The 16,359-nt window shown below is 36.4% G+C and carries 17 protein-coding genes; 11 read left to right on the top strand and 6 right to left on the bottom strand.

Features of this window, described 5'->3' with window-relative positions:
- Nucleotides 1–717 precede the first annotated feature (717 nt).
- A complete protein-coding gene (locus ASG31_RS07680; RefSeq protein ID WP_056030166.1) occupies nucleotides 718–2,874 on the top strand; it encodes an alkaline phosphatase PhoX in 2,157 nt (718 codons plus the stop codon).
- Between the two features lie 55 nt (nucleotides 2,875–2,929).
- Entirely contained in the window at nucleotides 2,930–3,826 is an 897-nt protein-coding gene (locus ASG31_RS07675) for a leucine-rich repeat domain-containing protein (protein ID WP_056031368.1), read from the top strand.
- Nucleotide 3,827: 1 nt separating this feature from the next.
- On the opposite strand, the gene ASG31_RS07670 is transcribed toward ASG31_RS07675, so the two are convergent.
- Together ASG31_RS07670 and ASG31_RS07665 are read right to left on the bottom strand one after the other, a co-directional pair.
- Complete coding sequence (locus tag ASG31_RS07670) at nucleotides 3,828–4,151, bottom strand: translation initiation factor (protein ID WP_056030163.1); 324 nt, start codon at nucleotides 4,149–4,151, stop codon at nucleotides 3,828–3,830.
- 62 nt (nucleotides 4,152–4,213) lie between these two features.
- Entirely contained in the window at nucleotides 4,214–4,681 is a 468-nt protein-coding gene (locus ASG31_RS07665; protein ID WP_056030161.1) for a hypothetical protein, read from the bottom strand.
- Nucleotides 4,682–4,833: 152 nt separating this feature from the next.
- Here ASG31_RS07665 and gpmI point away from each other — a divergent pair, with 152 nt between their 5' ends.
- The 5 genes from gpmI to ASG31_RS07640 all read left to right on the top strand — a co-directional run bounded on the left by gpmI (nucleotide 4,834) and on the right by ASG31_RS07640 (nucleotide 9,753).
- Nucleotides 4,834–6,375, top strand: a complete 1,542-nt coding sequence (gene gpmI / locus ASG31_RS07660; protein WP_056030158.1) for a 2,3-bisphosphoglycerate-independent phosphoglycerate mutase — start codon at nucleotides 4,834–4,836, stop codon at nucleotides 6,373–6,375.
- A 141-nt stretch (nucleotides 6,376–6,516) separates the two neighbouring features.
- Nucleotides 6,517–7,497, top strand: coding sequence for an acyl-ACP desaturase (locus ASG31_RS07655; RefSeq protein WP_056030155.1), 981 nt, complete (start codon nucleotides 6,517–6,519; stop codon nucleotides 7,495–7,497).
- 99 nt (nucleotides 7,498–7,596) lie between these two features.
- Nucleotides 7,597–8,025, top strand: a complete 429-nt coding sequence (locus tag ASG31_RS07650; RefSeq protein WP_056030151.1) for a BT0820 family HAD-type phosphatase — start codon at nucleotides 7,597–7,599, stop codon at nucleotides 8,023–8,025.
- A 92-nt stretch (nucleotides 8,026–8,117) separates the two neighbouring features.
- Nucleotides 8,118–8,927 (top strand): type I methionyl aminopeptidase, encoded by an 810-nt coding sequence (gene map, locus ASG31_RS07645; RefSeq protein ID WP_056030149.1) that lies wholly within the window; start codon nucleotides 8,118–8,120, stop codon nucleotides 8,925–8,927.
- A gap of 58 nt (nucleotides 8,928–8,985) precedes the next feature.
- Nucleotides 8,986–9,753: a class I SAM-dependent methyltransferase gene (locus ASG31_RS07640; RefSeq protein WP_056030146.1), complete on the top strand. Its 768-nt coding sequence runs from the start codon at nucleotides 8,986–8,988 to the stop codon at nucleotides 9,751–9,753.
- 51 nt (nucleotides 9,754–9,804) lie between these two features.
- On the opposite strand, the gene ASG31_RS07635 is transcribed toward ASG31_RS07640, so the two are convergent.
- The 3 genes from ASG31_RS07635 to ASG31_RS07625 all read right to left on the bottom strand — a co-directional run bounded on the left by ASG31_RS07635 (nucleotide 9,805) and on the right by ASG31_RS07625 (nucleotide 11,608).
- Nucleotides 9,805–10,512 carry a T9SS type A sorting domain-containing protein gene (locus tag ASG31_RS07635; RefSeq protein ID WP_056030143.1) on the bottom strand — a complete coding sequence of 236 codons (708 nt, stop codon included), beginning with the start codon at nucleotides 10,510–10,512 and terminating at the stop codon, nucleotides 9,805–9,807.
- 76 nt (nucleotides 10,513–10,588) lie between these two features.
- The gene (locus ASG31_RS07630; protein WP_056030142.1) at nucleotides 10,589–10,915 is read right to left on the bottom strand and encodes a DMT family transporter; all 327 of its coding nucleotides are present in this window, start codon (nucleotides 10,913–10,915) and stop codon (nucleotides 10,589–10,591) included.
- 129 nt (nucleotides 10,916–11,044) lie between these two features.
- A complete protein-coding gene (locus ASG31_RS07625) occupies nucleotides 11,045–11,608 on the bottom strand; it encodes a Crp/Fnr family transcriptional regulator (protein WP_056030140.1) in 564 nt (187 codons plus the stop codon).
- 303 nt (nucleotides 11,609–11,911) lie between these two features.
- Here ASG31_RS07625 and era point away from each other — a divergent pair, with 303 nt between their 5' ends.
- Nucleotides 11,912–12,787, top strand: coding sequence for a GTPase Era (gene era / locus ASG31_RS07620; RefSeq protein ID WP_056030136.1), 876 nt, complete (start codon nucleotides 11,912–11,914; stop codon nucleotides 12,785–12,787).
- Nucleotides 12,788–12,853: 66 nt separating this feature from the next.
- Nucleotides 12,854–13,282 carry a DoxX family protein gene (locus tag ASG31_RS07615; RefSeq protein ID WP_056030133.1) on the top strand — a complete coding sequence of 143 codons (429 nt, stop codon included), beginning with the start codon at nucleotides 12,854–12,856 and terminating at the stop codon, nucleotides 13,280–13,282.
- Nucleotides 13,283–13,397: 115 nt separating this feature from the next.
- On the opposite strand, the gene fsa is transcribed toward ASG31_RS07615, so the two are convergent.
- Nucleotides 13,398–14,051 (bottom strand): fructose-6-phosphate aldolase, encoded by a 654-nt coding sequence (gene fsa / locus ASG31_RS07610; RefSeq protein ID WP_056030129.1) that lies wholly within the window; start codon nucleotides 14,049–14,051, stop codon nucleotides 13,398–13,400.
- 155 nt (nucleotides 14,052–14,206) lie between these two features.
- Here fsa and pepE point away from each other — a divergent pair, with 155 nt between their 5' ends.
- A complete protein-coding gene (pepE, locus tag ASG31_RS07605) occupies nucleotides 14,207–14,899 on the top strand; it encodes a dipeptidase PepE (protein ID WP_056030127.1) in 693 nt (230 codons plus the stop codon).
- Nucleotides 14,900–14,984: 85 nt separating this feature from the next.
- The gene (gene dacB / locus ASG31_RS07600; protein WP_056030124.1) at nucleotides 14,985–16,358 is read left to right on the top strand and encodes a D-alanyl-D-alanine carboxypeptidase/D-alanyl-D-alanine-endopeptidase; all 1,374 of its coding nucleotides are present in this window, start codon (nucleotides 14,985–14,987) and stop codon (nucleotides 16,356–16,358) included.
- The last annotated feature ends 1 nt before the right edge of the window (nucleotide 16,359 follow it).

The following is a 16,359-nucleotide window of genomic DNA, read 5'->3' as shown; positions in this document are numbered from 1 at the left end:
AAAATTATATTTTAAGGGTAGGGGATTAGAGTTTCGGGGGTTGCAAGGATGTGCCTTCAGGAAGCAAGAATATTGTTTTGGGATGTAAGAATATAAGTTTGGGATGAAAGAATATAGTTCTGGGAAGCAAGAATATTCTTTTGGGAAGCAAGAATATATTTTTGGGAAGCAAGAATATACTTTTAGGATGAAAGAATATTTTTTAGGAATGCAAGAATATACTTTCAGGAAGCAAGAATATTGTTTTGGGATTCAGGAATATAGTTTAACGATAAATCTGGTTATCATTAGGAACGGGCTTCAGCCCGTTTTTGTTTTAGTACTATCTGAATGGCTTTAGCAAAACTTTAGATATAAATTTTGGTTAAAGCCATTATCGTAGCATCATTTGAATCATCGGGCTAAAGCGCGAAGTATTGATAAATTGCTAAGATTTCTTCAAAAATCGAATATTGTCCCCTGTTAACCGTTCAACGCCATTTCGACAAATTCAATGAAAGAAGGGGTTAGCAGTTACTTATTGGAAAAAAAAGCCCCCTTCCCACTCAAAAATTTGAATTTTGCAAATGATGAAATTTTAAATTTAATACTAATTTAAACTTCGTAACATTCACTTTCAGTTTTATTAATATTCAGCACTTTTTAATTAAAGATAGCGTAACGGAAAGCCATCGGGAAACAGATAGCTTTGCACTTGAAAATGATAATTTAATTAAAGTGAAAAGAAAATTACTTACAGTGGCCGCTTTGGCATTGATGACAGCTTCAATGGTCCAGGCACAGACTACAATCTTCGGATTACAGAGCTCATGGAAATTTAACGATGCAGATGTTGCCCTTCCTGCAACCTGGATAAGCTCAACCTACGACGCTTCTGCATGGGCTTCAGGAAACGGACCGCTTGGATACGGAGATCCTGTTACTACTCCTTTCATAACAGGAGTTGACACCGCATATCTCATCAAAGATTTTACGGTAAATCTTGCTGATTTAACCAACAGTATGGAATTTGGCGTGAGAAGAGACGACGGCATTATTGTGTATCTTAACGGTGAAGAAGTTATCAGAGACAATATGCCTGCTGGCGCAGTTTCTCACAGCACGTTTTCAAGTACAACAATTGATGGTTCGGCAGAAACGGCTATAAATGTTTTCAGCATTCCAAAAAACAAGTTTGTACAGGGAAATAACAGAATTTCTATAGAACTGCATAACAGAAGTGCTACAAGTTCTGACCTGACCATTGATGCTTATCTTAAAACAGTTGTAACAACCCCTACACCCACACCGCCTGCAAACAACTGTACAGGAACGCACATAAGCTGTTTTACCTCAATTGTTCCAACAGCACAAACTGCAAAACTGATTATTCCGGCAGAGCACAAATATCAGCTGATCCTGAAAGAAGGTGATTCTTACACAGAAGGCGGAGGTTTGGTAGGCGGTCTTAATGACTTTACGGCTTACGTACCCAAAAACAGCAGCAGCGAAGACGGGTATTTATCTGTGAACCATGAAACCAATCCTGGTGGAGTGACCATGGCAGAAGTGAATTACAATACGACAACAAAACTTTGGCAGTTGTCTAGATCCAGAGCAGTAGGCTTTTCAGATACAAGTCTCGTGCAGACCATCAGAAACTGTTCGGGAGGTATCACGCCTTGGGGAACTGTGGTTACTGCTGAAGAATCTGTAACAGCCAATGACACCAATGGAGATGGATACAAAGATTACGGATGGCTGGTAGAGATAAATCCTGTCACTGCACAGGTAATGTCTCATAATACTGCCGGTACTAAAGATAAACTTTGGCAAATGGGAATTATGAATCATGAAAATGTAGTGGTAAATGATGCAGGAACAATCGCTTACTACGGCGAAGACGGCGGAACACACATGGTTTACAAATATGTAATGGATACGCCAAACAATCTTGCTTCAGGAAATCTTTATGTATTAAAGTTAACCAATGGTCTTAGCAATGGAGATCCTGTGTCAACAACCGGACAGTGGATTCAGATTCCCAACAAAACAAAGGCGGACCAAAACAACACTCAGGCTTTAGCTCAGTCTTTGGGGGGTACTTCTTTTAATGGAGTAGAAGACGTAGAAATCAGTCCATTAGATGGTAAAATTTACTTTACAGCAAAAGGTTTCGATAAAGTATACAGAATGACAGACAATGGGATGACGCTTACCAACGTTGAAACTTTCGTGGGAGGTGCGTCGACTGTTTATTCTTTCAACACTGCTCAGGGAATCAAAACTGAATCCTGGGGAGACGGAAATGACAACCTTACTTTTGACGAACTTGGAAATCTTTGGGTTCTTCAAGATGGCGGAAAAAACTATATTTGGGTAGTGGCTCCGGATCACACTCAGGCTAACCCGAACGTGAGATTGTTTGCATCAATGCCGGCAGGTTCGGAACCTACTGGTCTTACGTTTACACCAGATAAAAAATTCAGTTTCTTCAGTATTCAGCATCCTAACTCAACCATCAGTACAGATATTGATGCAACAGGAAATACAATTGATTACAAAGGAAAATCTGCCACTGTAGTTGTAGCTCTTTCACAGTTTTTAGGCACAAGCGGAAACCTTGCAACGAGCGAGGTCATCAAAGAAACAGAAGTGACAGTAGCACCAAACCCAACTTCAGGAATTGTAAAAATCAATTCTCCGAAGGCATTGAAAAATCTTGCAGTAACTGCCTACAGCATCGACGGAAAGGTTGTGTTTAAGAAAAATTATACCGGTTCTACAAGCCAGTTGGATTTAGATTTGACTAATGAACTCAATGTTTCAAGAGTTTTAATTTTAAATATTGAAGCAGAAGGATTCCAGAAGACTGCGAAGATTCTTAAAAAGTAATTTTAATTTTAGCATCAGGCTGCCGGAAGCTTTTCCGGTGGCTTTTTTTTATTGTATGAAGAAGATTATTGTTTTTTTATCACTCATTGTTATTTCTGAACTGCATGCTCAGATAGATCCTGTGAAATATCCAACGTACACAGATATTGAATCTGCTTTAAAATCTGAAAAAACAGTGTACAGTATGAGTTTCAGAGAAAAGGGTTTATTTAATATTCCTCCTCAGATTTCCAGTTTACAGTCTGTATTTTTTCTGAATCTGATGGCCAATAATTTTGAAAAAATTGATGAGGTACTTTTTTCTCTTCAGGATTTACAGTTTTTAAATTTAAATGAAAACAATATTAAATACATACCTGAAAATATCTCTAAACTTCAGAAACTGACCTCTTTTTCAATGAATTTGAATCAGCTCACGACAGTCAGTCCCCAATTTGGAAAACTGAAAAATCTGAAAACGGTTTATCTCGATGCCAATAATCTGAATATCTTTCCGGAAGCTTTAACAGATATTTCGGGTCTGGAAGAAATTAACCTGAGCAGCAACCAGATCAGCAGTGTTTACGGCGTGCAAAAAATCAGGGCTTTAAAATTTTTAAATCTTTCTTCTAATCAGATCAGTGATTTAAAGAATTCTGAATTCCCGTCAAAACTGAAATATCTGGAACTTCAGAAAAATGCCATCACCATTTTCCCAGAAACTATTTTAAAACTTAAAAAACTGGAATTTTTAAATATCGGAGAAAACAAAATCACAAAAATTTCCCCGAAAATAAAGAACATGAAAAAACTTTCGAGTTTAAATCTCGCCAATAATAATCTGGAATCACTTCCACAGGAGATTACCCAGCTTAAAAACTTAAAAACATTAATTCTCAACGGTAATCCATTGAAAAAAGATGAGGTTGAGCACTTCAGAAAACAAATGCCGGAAACCCAGATCTATTTCTAGATTATCCGCCGACTCTTTTGGTCCTGAAGCCCATTTCTTTAAGGATATCCATTATTTTATCACGGTTATCGCCCTGTATGATAATCGTTCCATCCTTTTCAGAACCACCGATTCCTAAGGTGGTTTTTATTTTTTTGGAGATTTTTTTCAAATCTTCCTCACTGCCTTCCCAGCCTTCAACTACAGTTACGGGTTTTCCGTTTCTGCCTTTCTTTTCAAATTTACAAACCAGAGGTTCTTTCTGTTTAAAAGCTTCCTGCGGCATTTCAAAATCCTGCTCTTCGTGAGTGGGGAAAAGGTTTTTTAGTTGGTCTCTTAAATCCATGTGGCAAAATTAAAAAATTCTCTTCAAAAAAGTATGTAGAATGTTTATTCTAATTGGAAAGCTTATTTTCTATATAGAATTTTGTCTTCTAATATAACAATACTCCCACTTGTATTAAAGAGAAAATCATTATAAACTCTTAATTCTTTTTGATCTTTAACAAGTTCATCAGAAGTTTTGCTGTCGAACCAATTGTTCAAAAAAACATCAATGTTCGTGATTTGTAAATCAGATTCTGACTTACTTACAGTGTTTTTTAATGAATCAATTTTCTTTTTATCATAAAGCATTTCAGCTTGAATAAAACTATCAGAAGGTCCCGCAAGAATACCTTTAGAATTATCAAAATAAATGTGTAGAAATTTAACTTTTTGTGGTTTGAATTTAGAAACATCTAATATATTTTGTAAATCAGATAGATTTTCTGAAACAATTTTAATTATATTTGATTTTTCATGATAATTACATGATCCAAAGGCAAGGAGAAATGATGTTGAACTTACAACGATGCATTTTTTAATTTTTATCATATCTTAAATTTAATAATTACTAAATTTAATAATATTACAATTAGAAATGTTTTAATCTTGAGTTTTAACAGCTTTTAATCAAAATTTAAGCACCATAAATTCGGATTTTCATTTATAAATGGATAAATTTGTTTGTTAAAATTTTTCAAAGAATGTCAAAAAAAGCAATATTAGCAATCCTTGACGGATGGGGATTAGGAAGAAACCCCGAAGTTTCGGCAATCGACCAGGCCAATACACCATTCATGGACAGCTGTTTCCAGAAATTTCCACACACAACTTTAGAAGCCAGCGGTCTTGCGGTAGGTCTTCCTGTCGGACAAATGGGAAATTCTGAAGTGGGTCACATGAACTTAGGAGCGGGAAGAGTGGTTTATCAGAATCTGGTAAAACTCAACATGGCAGTAGAAAACGGAACTCTTGGCCACGAGCAGGTAATTGTTGACGCCTTTGATTATGCTAAAAGAGAAAATAAAGCAGTTCATTTTATAGGTTTGGTTTCAAATGGTGGCGTTCATTCGCACATTAATCATTTAAAAGGACTTTTAACCGCTGCCAAAAACTTTGATTTGAATGAAAATGTATATGTTCATGCATTTACAGATGGCAGAGACTGCGATCCTCATTCAGGATTAGGTTTTATTCAGGAACTTCAGCAGCACATGTCTGAAACTACAGGTAAACTTGCAACGGTTACCGGAAGATATTTTGCGATGGACAGAGACAGAAGATGGGAGCGTGTGAGATTGGCTTACGATGCGATGTGTTCAGGTATTGGATTTAGAACCACTGATGCTTTATCGGCAATTCAGGATTCATATAACGATAATATTTCAGATGAATTTATCAAACCCATCATTCTTACCAAAGAAACGCAGGTTGGAAACATTGTTCCGATGGCAAAAATGGTAGATGGCGATGTGGTGATCTGCTTCAACTTCCGTACAGACAGAGGCCGTGAAATAACAGAAGTGCTTTGTCAGCAAGATATGCCGGATTATCAGATGAAAAAACTGGATTTATATTATGTGACATTGACCAATTATGATAAAACATATCAGAACGTAAAAGTTGTTTTTGACGAAAATGTTCTTACAGAAACAATGGGTGAAATTTTGGAAAGAAATGGCAAAACACAAATTAGAATTGCCGAAACTGAAAAATATCCACACGTTACGTTTTTCTTCAGTGGCGGAAGGGAAGAAGAATTTCAGGGTGAAAGAAGACTCCTTTGTCCAAGCCCGAAAGACGTTCCGACTTACGATTTAAAGCCTGAAATGTCAGCTTACGATATTACAAACGCTATTTTACCTGAACTTAAAAATCAATCTGCGGATTTTATCTGTTTAAATTTCGCCAATACGGATATGGTGGGGCACACAGGAGATTTTGATGCTGCGATAAAAGCAGCTGAAACGGTGGATAAATGTATCGAACAGGTTGCTACAACCGCTTACGAAAACGGTTATGCAGTTTTTATTCTGGCAGACCACGGGAATTCTGATGTAATGAAAAATGCCGACGGATCGCCAAATACTCAGCATTCAACCAATCTGGTTCCATTAATTGTAATGGATAAAGACCGTGAATGGAATCTTACAGCAGGAAAACTTGGAGATATCGCACCTACAATTTTAAAAGTGATGGGTGTGGAAATTCCTGCAGTAATGACTGGCAATATTATTGCTGACTAATAAGAAAATCAGCAATATAAAACTAAAATGACCGTTGTAATAACAGCGGTCTTTCATAATAATCATCATAAGGTTATGGTTATTATGTTACAAATAATAAATTATATTATATCTTTGCAACTCATATAAATCAATTTTAAAATGTATCAAAGCTTAGTAAGGAAAGAAGTAATGGGAATTCTGGAAAAAGAAGTTGGTTCTTTCCTTGATAAATTTTTAACCCCAATCGAAAAAATTTGGCAGCCGTCAGACTACCTTCCGGATCCGTCGAGCGCTGATTTTAAATATGATTTAGAAGAAATTCAAACCTTTGCTCAGGAGATGCCTTACGATCTTTTTGTGACCCTCATCGGTGACTGTATCACGGAAGAAGCATTGCCTTCTTACGAATCATGGTTGATGAGTGTTGATGGGATTGATCAGGAAAAAAGCGGTCCCAGCTGGGCAAGCTGGATCAGATCATGGACAGCTGAAGAAAACAGACACGGCGATTTACTTGGGAAATACCTTTACCTGTGCGGTAGAGTTAATATGAGACAGATGGAAATCACTACCCAATACTTAATCAGTGATGGTTTTGATATCGGAACAAGTATGGATCCTTACAGAAATTTCGTTTACACAAGTTTTCAGGAAACAGCGACCAACGTTTCGCACAGGAGGGTAGGAACTTTGGCAAAACAAACCGGAAACGGAAAATTAGCTAAAATGTGTGGTGTGATTGCTGCCGATGAAGCAAGACACGCAAAAGCTTACAAGCATTTTGTTGCAAAAATTTTAGAATTAGATCCTTCAGAAATGATTTTGGCATTTGAAGACATGATGCGTAAAAAAATCGTAATGCCGGCTCACATGATGAGACAGAGCGGTCAGGCAGCGGGCGAACTTTGGGGACATTTCTCTGATGCAGCTCAAAGATGTATGGTCTATACAGGTCAGGATTACATTAATATTATGAAAGATTTGTTGGATGAATGGAAGATTGAACACATCACAGGTCTTACCGAAAAAGCAGAAAAAGCTCAGGAATATTTAATGAAACTTCCTTCAAGACTACAGAAAATTACAGACAGAATTTCTACTCCGGATCTTCAGTTTGAATTCAACTGGGTGAAAAAGTAGACATTAGTTTAACAATATTTATAAAAAGAGAGTGCCGCAGCGATGTAGCACTCTTTTATTTTATTTAGTATCTTTGCAACGCTAAATCATACATAAAAGATGAATAATAAAAAAATAGCGGTAGATTTTGACGGAACAGTGGTGGAAGATGCCTATCCATCGGTTGGTAAAGCAAAAATTTTTGCTTTTGAAACTTTAAAAAAACTACAATCTGAAGGATACAGACTTATTTTGTGGACTTACCGTCACGGGCAAGCTCTAGAAGATGCAGTAGAATTTTGCAGAAAAAACGGACTCGAATTTTATGCCGTAAACTCAAGTTTTGAAGGTGAAGTTTTTGATTCTGCTACACAATCCAGAAAAATTGATGCAGACTGGTTTATAGACGACCGAAACATCGGTGGTTTCCCAGGCTGGGGCGAAATCTACAACATCATCACAGAAAGAATAGAATTCCGTGTGGAAGGAGGCGAAGTTTTAGCCTATTCAAAACTGAAAAGAGAAAAGAAGAAAGGCTTGTTTTGGTAAACAATCCAATGTAACAATTTACCAATTTAACAATCTACCAATCAGCAACTGTTACACTGATACACTGTTAGATTGTTACATTTTTAGAATTAATGATTCATTTAAAAAATATAGACGAGCTTCGTCTGATGAAAGAAAGCGCAAGACTGGTTTCCAGAACTTTGGGAATGATTGCCAAAGAAATTAAACCGGGAGTTACTACGCTTCATTTAGATAAGTTAGCTCACGATTTTATCAAAGATCAAGGTGCTGAGCCAGCGTTTTTAGGTTACGGAGGTTTTCCGTATTCACTTTGTATCTCACCTAATGATCAGGTGGTACACGGTTTTCCGAGCAAGGAAGAAATCAAAGAAGGTGACGTACTATCTGTAGATTGTGGTGCTATTCTTAACGGTTTTGTGGGAGATCATGCATACACTTTTGAAATTGGAGAAGTTTCCCCAGAAACTAAAAAACTTTTGAAAGTTGCTAAAGAATCTTTGTATAAAGGAATTGAGCAGTGTGTAAGAGGAAAAAGAATTGGTGATATCTCGTATGCTATTCAGAAACACTGTGAAAATCAAGGTTACGGAGTGGTAAAAGAACTTGTAGGTCATGGTGTAGGGAGGAAAATGCACGAAGATCCGCAGGTTCCGAACTACGGAAGACAGGGTAGTGGTAAAGTGATCAAAGATGGTTTGACTATCGCTATCGAACCGATGATTAACCTTGGAACAGAGAAGGTAAAATTCCACAGCGATGGCTGGACGGTGACGACTCTTGATAACAAACCTTCTGCGCATTTTGAGCACGATGTAGCTGTAATTAATGGCAAACCTGTGCTTTTATCAACTTTCGATTACATTTATGAAGCATTGGGAATTGTAAGTGATGAGGAAAAGGCTTTTCAACTGGATTTTTAATTTCTTTTAAATTTCTACCAATATTCCGCTGCTTAACAGCTTCCTATAAACATAAACAGTGAAAAAACTAACCAAGCTTTTACTCAATAAAATCCCCCGTCCGATGCTTATTCAAATGAGTGTTTGGGCAAGACCTCTGATTTATCAGTTCTTTAAAGGAGATAAATTTTTTGATCCTATCGACGGTAGGTCTTACAGAAAATTTCTTCCATACGGTTACGGCACTCAGCGTGAAAATGCTTTGTCTCCGGGAACTTTAAGTTTGGAAAGACATCGTCAGATGTTTCTTTATCTTCAGAATGAAACCGAATTTTTTACAAGAAACTATAAAGTGCTCCACATCGCACCGGAACAGGAATTCTTGAGGAAATTTAAAAAGATGAAAAATCTGGATTACATTTCCGCTGATCTTTTTTCGCCAATCGTGGATGTGAAAGCTGATATTTTGGATCTTCCTTTTGCGGATGAAAGTTTTGATATTATTTTCTGCAATCACGTTTTGGAACACATTCAGGATGATGCGAAAGCGATGAGCGAATTATATCGTGTGATGAGACCCGGAGGATGGGGGATTTTGCAGGTTCCGATGAAGAATTCCCTGCAAAAAACCTACGAAGATTTTAGCATTACAGATCCAAAAGAAAGACAGAAACATTTCGGACAGTACGACCACGTCCGCTGGTACGGAATGGATTATTTTGACCGCCTAAGAAAGGCAGGCTTCGAAGTGGAAGCTAATTTTTATTCTCAGGAATTTTCCGATGATGAAATAAAAAAATACGGATTGAGGAAAAATGAAATTTTACCCATTGTTAAAAAAAAATAAACAAAAACGGCTTCAGATTCTGAGGCCTTTTTTATTGCATTATGAGAGAAACTAATCTTTGATAAAAAATTCAGGTCTGGAATTTTCAATCATCAGAATATACTGGCCTTTTTGAAAATGACTGATATCAACCCTTACTGATTTACCTGAAGTCAAAGTTTCATAAATCAGTTTACCCGACACATCATAAATCTTTAAATTTAAATTTCTGTCAATATTTTCAATCGTTAAAAAATCTTTCGCCGGATTCGGATAAATTTTAAAGCTTTTCTTAAGAATATTATCGTTCGTTCCCAAATAAATGTAATCGTTGTTGTAATAAATTTTATTTCCCGTTGTCGTGTTTGTTATGATAAGCGTTTTAGAACTTCCGTTATTGATAATCTGGTAATTATAAACAGTTCCTGCAGGATCAAAATAAAAATTACAGTTACTTCCATCAAAAGCTTGGGCAGCAGAAGCATTTGTACCGTTATAAACTGCTAATGTACAAGATGCGGGGAATTTTGTAAAACTGTCAGGCGATGTATTAAATGTCAAATTAAAACCTGAAGTATTATAATATTTTGAAATGAAATAATAAGTACTTCCAGTATTTTGAAAGTAGGAGGCTCCAATTGGTAATTGCATTACAGGTGCAACCAAAGTCTGATTATTGATAACCATCTGCGAAATATACCAGCTGTTGCTAAAAAGCTCAGGGTTTTGAGCAAAAATAAAATTGCCGAAAGCTGTTAAAAAGAGTAAAGTTTTTTTCATAATTTTTGTTTAAAGTTACGAAGAAAACTATTCTTGTACAGGTGACAAAAATTAAAAATTATTTACGTTTTTTAAATTAATGAGAAACTGCCTTCAATCCAATCACAGAACCAATCAATGTACATATAAAAAATATCCTCCAGAAAGTTGCGGGATCTTTGAAAACTAAAATTCCAACCAAAGCAGTTCCTACGGCTCCGATACCTGTCCAAACAGCATAAGCGGTTCCAATGGGAAGAGTTTCTGTCGCTTTGATCAAAAGAAGCATCGAGATCGTAAGGCAAGCTAGAAATCCTCCAAACCACCAATACATTTCGTTGCCTGAAGTTTCCTTTACTTTCCCGAGACAAGATGCAAACGCAACTTCAAATAATCCAGCAATGATTAAAATAATCCAGTTCATTTTTAAATAAATTTATCCCGCAAAATTGAGGTTTTAAAATCATTTAAAATTTTACAATTGTTAAAAAAAGTATTTTCTCTAAAACTCTAAAACTCTAAAACTCTCAAACTCACAAACCCTCCAACTCAATCACTTCATCTCCGCGCGAATCCTGCTCAGACTCACCTGCGACATTCCCAAATAAGAAGCAATATGACCAAGCTGAACTCTTTGCAGCAAATATGGTTTTTCTTTCAACAAATCTTTATACCGCTCCAAAGCTGTTTTGTATTGCCTTGAAATAATCAGTTCTTCGGTTTTTATAAGCTCGCGTTCCGCAAATTTTCTTCCCCAGTTGGCAATGTGGATATCTTCATTAAATAAAGCTTTTAATTTTGAAGTTTCAAGCTGATACAGATCGCAATCTTCAAGCAATTCAATGCTTTCGTAACCGGGCTTTCCCTCCACATAACTTTTCATGGAAACCACAGGTTCACCTTCAGTTCCAAACCAAAATGTAATATCATTATTTTCTGATGAAGCGTAAGCACGGGCGATTCCCTTTTTTAAAAAATAAATGTAGGGAACAACTTTACCGGCTTTCATTAAACAGAAACCTTTAGTATAACTTACTTCCGTAATATTCTGTATCAAATTTTCTTTTGAACTTTCACGAAGCGGGTAGATTTTATCTATAATATTTTCTATGGTCATTGGGGTTCGGTTACGGGTTACGGGGTTCGGGTTGCGAGATTCGGGTTTGGAGTTATTATGGGTTTCCGTCGGGGTTTCGATATGTATTCTAATTCAGTAAATTTTTTCATATTAAAATGTTAATCTGAAAAATCATCCTGCACTTGACAACGCGCATTTTTATGTCGCACCTCGAATCCCGCAACCCGCAACTCTCCCCAAAATTAATAATTTTTAAACATCTAAAATGAATATTCACTCAAAGACCAATTTTGTTTTTACTAACTTTGCAAATCGTAATAAAATGCGAATTAAATTTTTTATATGCACAAAGCAGGATTTGTAAATATCGTTGGAAAGCCAAATGCCGGTAAATCTACCCTTCTGAATCAACTGATGGGAGAGAAGCTGGCCATTGTGACGCAGAAGGCTCAGACAACCAGACACAGAATTTTTGGAATTTATAATGAAGAAGACTTACAGATTGTATTTTCTGATACTCCCGGAGTTTTAGATCCAAAATATGGTTTGCAGGAAAAAATGATGGATTTTGTGAAAGATTCTCTTCAGGATGCAGACGTTTTTCTTTTTATTGTAGACGTTACCGATAAATCTGAACAGTCAGAATTTTTAATTGATAAACTAAATAAAATTCCGGTTCCGGTTTTACTGCTTTTAAATAAGATAGACCAGACCAACCAGGAAGGTTTGGAAAAAATAGCCACCGAATGGCACGAGAGAATTCCTAAAGCTGAAATTCTTCCCATTTCTGCACTGAATGCTTTTAATTTGGATGTTATTCTGCCAAAATTAAAATCAATGTTGCCCGAAAGTCCGGCATACTACGATAAAGATATGTATACCGACAAGCCTGAGCGTTTTTTCGTCAATGAAGCCATCAGAGAGAAGATTCTTTTGAATTATGAAAAGGAAATTCCTTATTCTGTGGAAGTAGTGACTGAAATGTTTAAAGAAAAAGAGGGAATTATCTTCATCGATTCTATTATCTATGTTGAAAGAGACACGCAGAAGGGAATTATTATCGGTCATAAAGGTGAAGCCATCAAAAAAGTAGGAACTGAAGCGAGAATTGATCTTGAAAAGTTTTTCTCAAAAAAAATTCACTTAAACCTTTTCGTAAAAGTGAAGAAAGACTGGCGGAAAAACGACAGAGATTTAAAGAATTTTGGTTACAGATAGACAAAAACTCAATACCCATCGTTGTATTAGTACATTATTTGCTATCTTTAAGCTAAATTTAAGTAGATGAGCTATCAAAATTTAAAAAATAATCCACTTGTTCTTGATATAGTATTGCTCATTGTGAGATTATTTATAGGATTTGCAATGATTTCGCATGGATTTCCGAAGCTGCAGACTTTGATTGAAGGAGGAGACATCAAGTTTTACGACTTCTTAGGATTAGGCCCAAAAATCTCATTGGCATTAACAGTATTCGCAGAATTTGTATGTTCGATATTCATTATTCTGGGATTATTTACAAAAATAGCTGCCGGTTTTCTTCTGTTTACAATGGGAATTGCCGCTTTTGTTGTGCACGGTGCCGACCCTTTTGATAAAAGAGAATCGAGCTTACTTTATCTCTCAATTTACGTGATCATCATCACGTTGGGTGCAGGAAGGTTTTCCGTTGACGGAATGATTGAAAAGCGCAGACGTACTTCAGACTGGTAAAAAATTTTCAAATACATAAAAAAATCCCGAAACTATACAATTTCGGGATTTCTTATTTTATATAATCTGATTTACTAACATTTAAAATTCAAAATGAATTTCAAATCTCAAATTATTACGCTAATTTCTGAGAATCTGCAACAAACTGAGCCAGACCACTTTCTGTTAATGGATGTTTCAGCAAACTCAAGATTGGAGGAAGCGGTGAAGTAATCACATCAGCACCAATTTTAGCACAGTCAATGATGTGCATTGAGTGACGTATGGAAGCTGCCAGAATTTCAGTTTTGTAACCATAATTATCAAAAATCAATCTGATTTCCTGAATTAAATTCAGACCATCTGTAGAAATATCATCAAGTCTTCCTAAAAATGGCGAGACGTAAGATGCGCCTGCTTTTGCAGCTAAAAGTGCCTGTCCTGCAGAGAAAATAAGTGTACAGTTGGTTTTGATGCCTTTATCAGAAAAATATTTTAATGCTTTGATACCGTCTTTAATCATCGGAATTTTTACCACGATATTTGGGTGAATTGCAGCGAGTTCGTCGCCTTCCTTAATCATTTCTTCATAGGTGGTGGAAAGAACTTCCGCAGAAATATCTCCGTCAACGATTTCGCAGATGGCTTTATAGTGATTTTTGATGTCTTCAGAACCACGGATTCCTTCTTTCGCCATCAGAGAAGGGTTGGTAGTTACACCATCCAGAATTCCAAGGTCTTTTGCTTCTTTAATCTGCTCTAAATTGGCAGTGTCAATAAAAAATTTCATTTCGTTTAAATTGATTTATATTCCACAAAGATAAACATTCCATTGAAATGAATTTTCTTATGCATTATGAATTCTTTGTTTTAATTATCTTTGTTAATTATCAAAAATATTTGACCTCACTTGTAAGGTAATTTATATGTATTTAAATTAAAAAAATGAACATCATACTCGCTTCAACTTCCACAATTTTTGGCGGAAATTATCTGGAATATTTAAAAAAAGAGCTCATCGAATTATATAAAGAGACCAACGAGATTATCTTTGTTCCCTTTGCCCGGCCCGGCGGTATTTCTCATGACGATTATACTGAAAAAGCAAGATCTTTCTTTGAAACCATAAACATAAAAGTGAAAGGTTTACATGAGTTTAAAGCTAAAAATGAAGCTTTAAATAAAGCAAAAGGCTACTTCACAGGAGGTGGAAACACTTTTCTTTTGGTTAAAACGTTACACGAAGAAAATCTGATGTTTGTTTTAAAGGAAAATGTAGAAAACGGAAAGCCCTATCTCGGATGCAGTGCAGGAAGTAATATTGGCGGACTGAATATGAAAACAACGAACGATATGCCGATTGTTTACCCACCGAGTTTCGATTGCATGGGGTTGGTTCCGTTTAATATAAATCCGCATTATTTAGATCCAAATCCGGAATTAAAACATAACGGAGAAACCAGAGAAACAAGAATTAAGGAATTTCTGACTCAAAATGACATTAAAGTTGTCGGACTTCGGGAAGGAAACTGGATAAGAAGAATCGGTGATAAAATTACCGTGGAAGGAAGCGAACTGACCCGGATTTTTGAAAAGGGAAAAGAACCTTATGAAATAGAAGCAGGAACCAGTTTATAATTTAAAAATTTTAAAAAATTACAATATCAAAACTGTCATGCTGATTGGAACCGAAGCATTATCCAGTATTATTAAATATCATTAAATGAAAACTACCATTGCTGCTTTTACCATTGTCACACAAATGTTTTTTGCTCAAAACATTACGCAGAAACTAGATGTTGCAACAAAAAACCTGATGAATTCATCAACAGCAGTCTCATCAAACCTCTCATTTTATGTAGCTGATGAAAGTGGAAATTTGGTTTACGAATATCAGGGAAGCAAAGGACTTTCAACGGCTTCTACACAGAAAATTTTTACTGCAGCGGCAGCTCTGGAAGTTTTAGGCAAAAACTACACCTACAAAACAACATTGTCTTACTCCGGAACAGTTTCTTGCGGAAATCTCAATGGAAATCTATTCATCACTTCCAATGGCGATCCCACATTAGGCAGCTGGAGATACGAAGGCTATAAACCGGAGAACTTTAAACAGAAACTTCTGGAAGCCGTCAGAAATTCAGGAATTAAAAAGATTTCCGGTGATCTTATTATTGATGATTCTTATTACGACCATCAGACCATTCCCGGAGGCTGGCCGTGGGACGATTTGGGGAATTATTACGGAGCCGGAGTGTGGGGTGTCAACTGGCGCGAAAATCAGTTTGATATCAATATTAACGGAACAGATTTTAAGAACTTTTCTTATCCCTTGCAAGGCGTAAAGTGGCTGAACGATTTGAAAGCAGCCGGAAGTTCAGACCAAAGTCTCATTTTTACTGCACCGCATTCAGATATAGCTTTAATCAACGGAAATCTTCCTGCCGGGAAAGTGACAACGGTTTCTGGTTCACTGCCCAATCCTCCTTTGCAGTTGGGAGTTGAAGTTCAGAACTGGCTGAAAGAATCAGGAATTGAAATATCAGGAAATGTGGTTACAGATTCTCAGCTGGAAATTGGTGGCAGGAAAACTTCAGAAGCACCAAAAACAAACATAATTCTCACGTACGAATCGCCGACTTTAGACAAAATCGTATATTGGTTTTTGAGGAAATCTGTAAATATGTATGGAGAAAATTTTATCAAAACTTTAGGTAAAGAAAAGAAAGGTGACCCGAGTTTCAAAAGTGGAGTTGCGTATCTGAAAGAGTTCTGGAAATCAAAAGGAATCAATCCCAACATGATTAATTTTGCTGATGGAAGCGGGCTTTCGCCTCAAAACTACGTCTCAGCAAAAGCGGAAGTTCAGGCTTTAATTTATGCTAAAAAACAGCCTTGGTTCAGCAGTTATGACGAAGGTTTTCCTACACAGGACAACGGTATGAAAATGAAAAGCGGAACCATGCGCGACACAAAATCTTACGCCGGTTTTCACACTTCAAAAGACGGTAAAAAATATGTTTATGCGATCATCATCAACAATTTTCAGGGAAGCGGAAGTGCAGAGCTGCAGAAGATACTGAATAATTTAAAATAAT

It is taken from the genome of Chryseobacterium sp. Leaf404 (assembly GCF_001424145.1).
Classification (GTDB): domain Bacteria; phylum Bacteroidota; class Bacteroidia; order Flavobacteriales; family Weeksellaceae; genus Chryseobacterium.
Note: the sequence above shows the minus strand (reverse complement) of the source record. Positions and strands in the feature narration are given on the sequence as shown.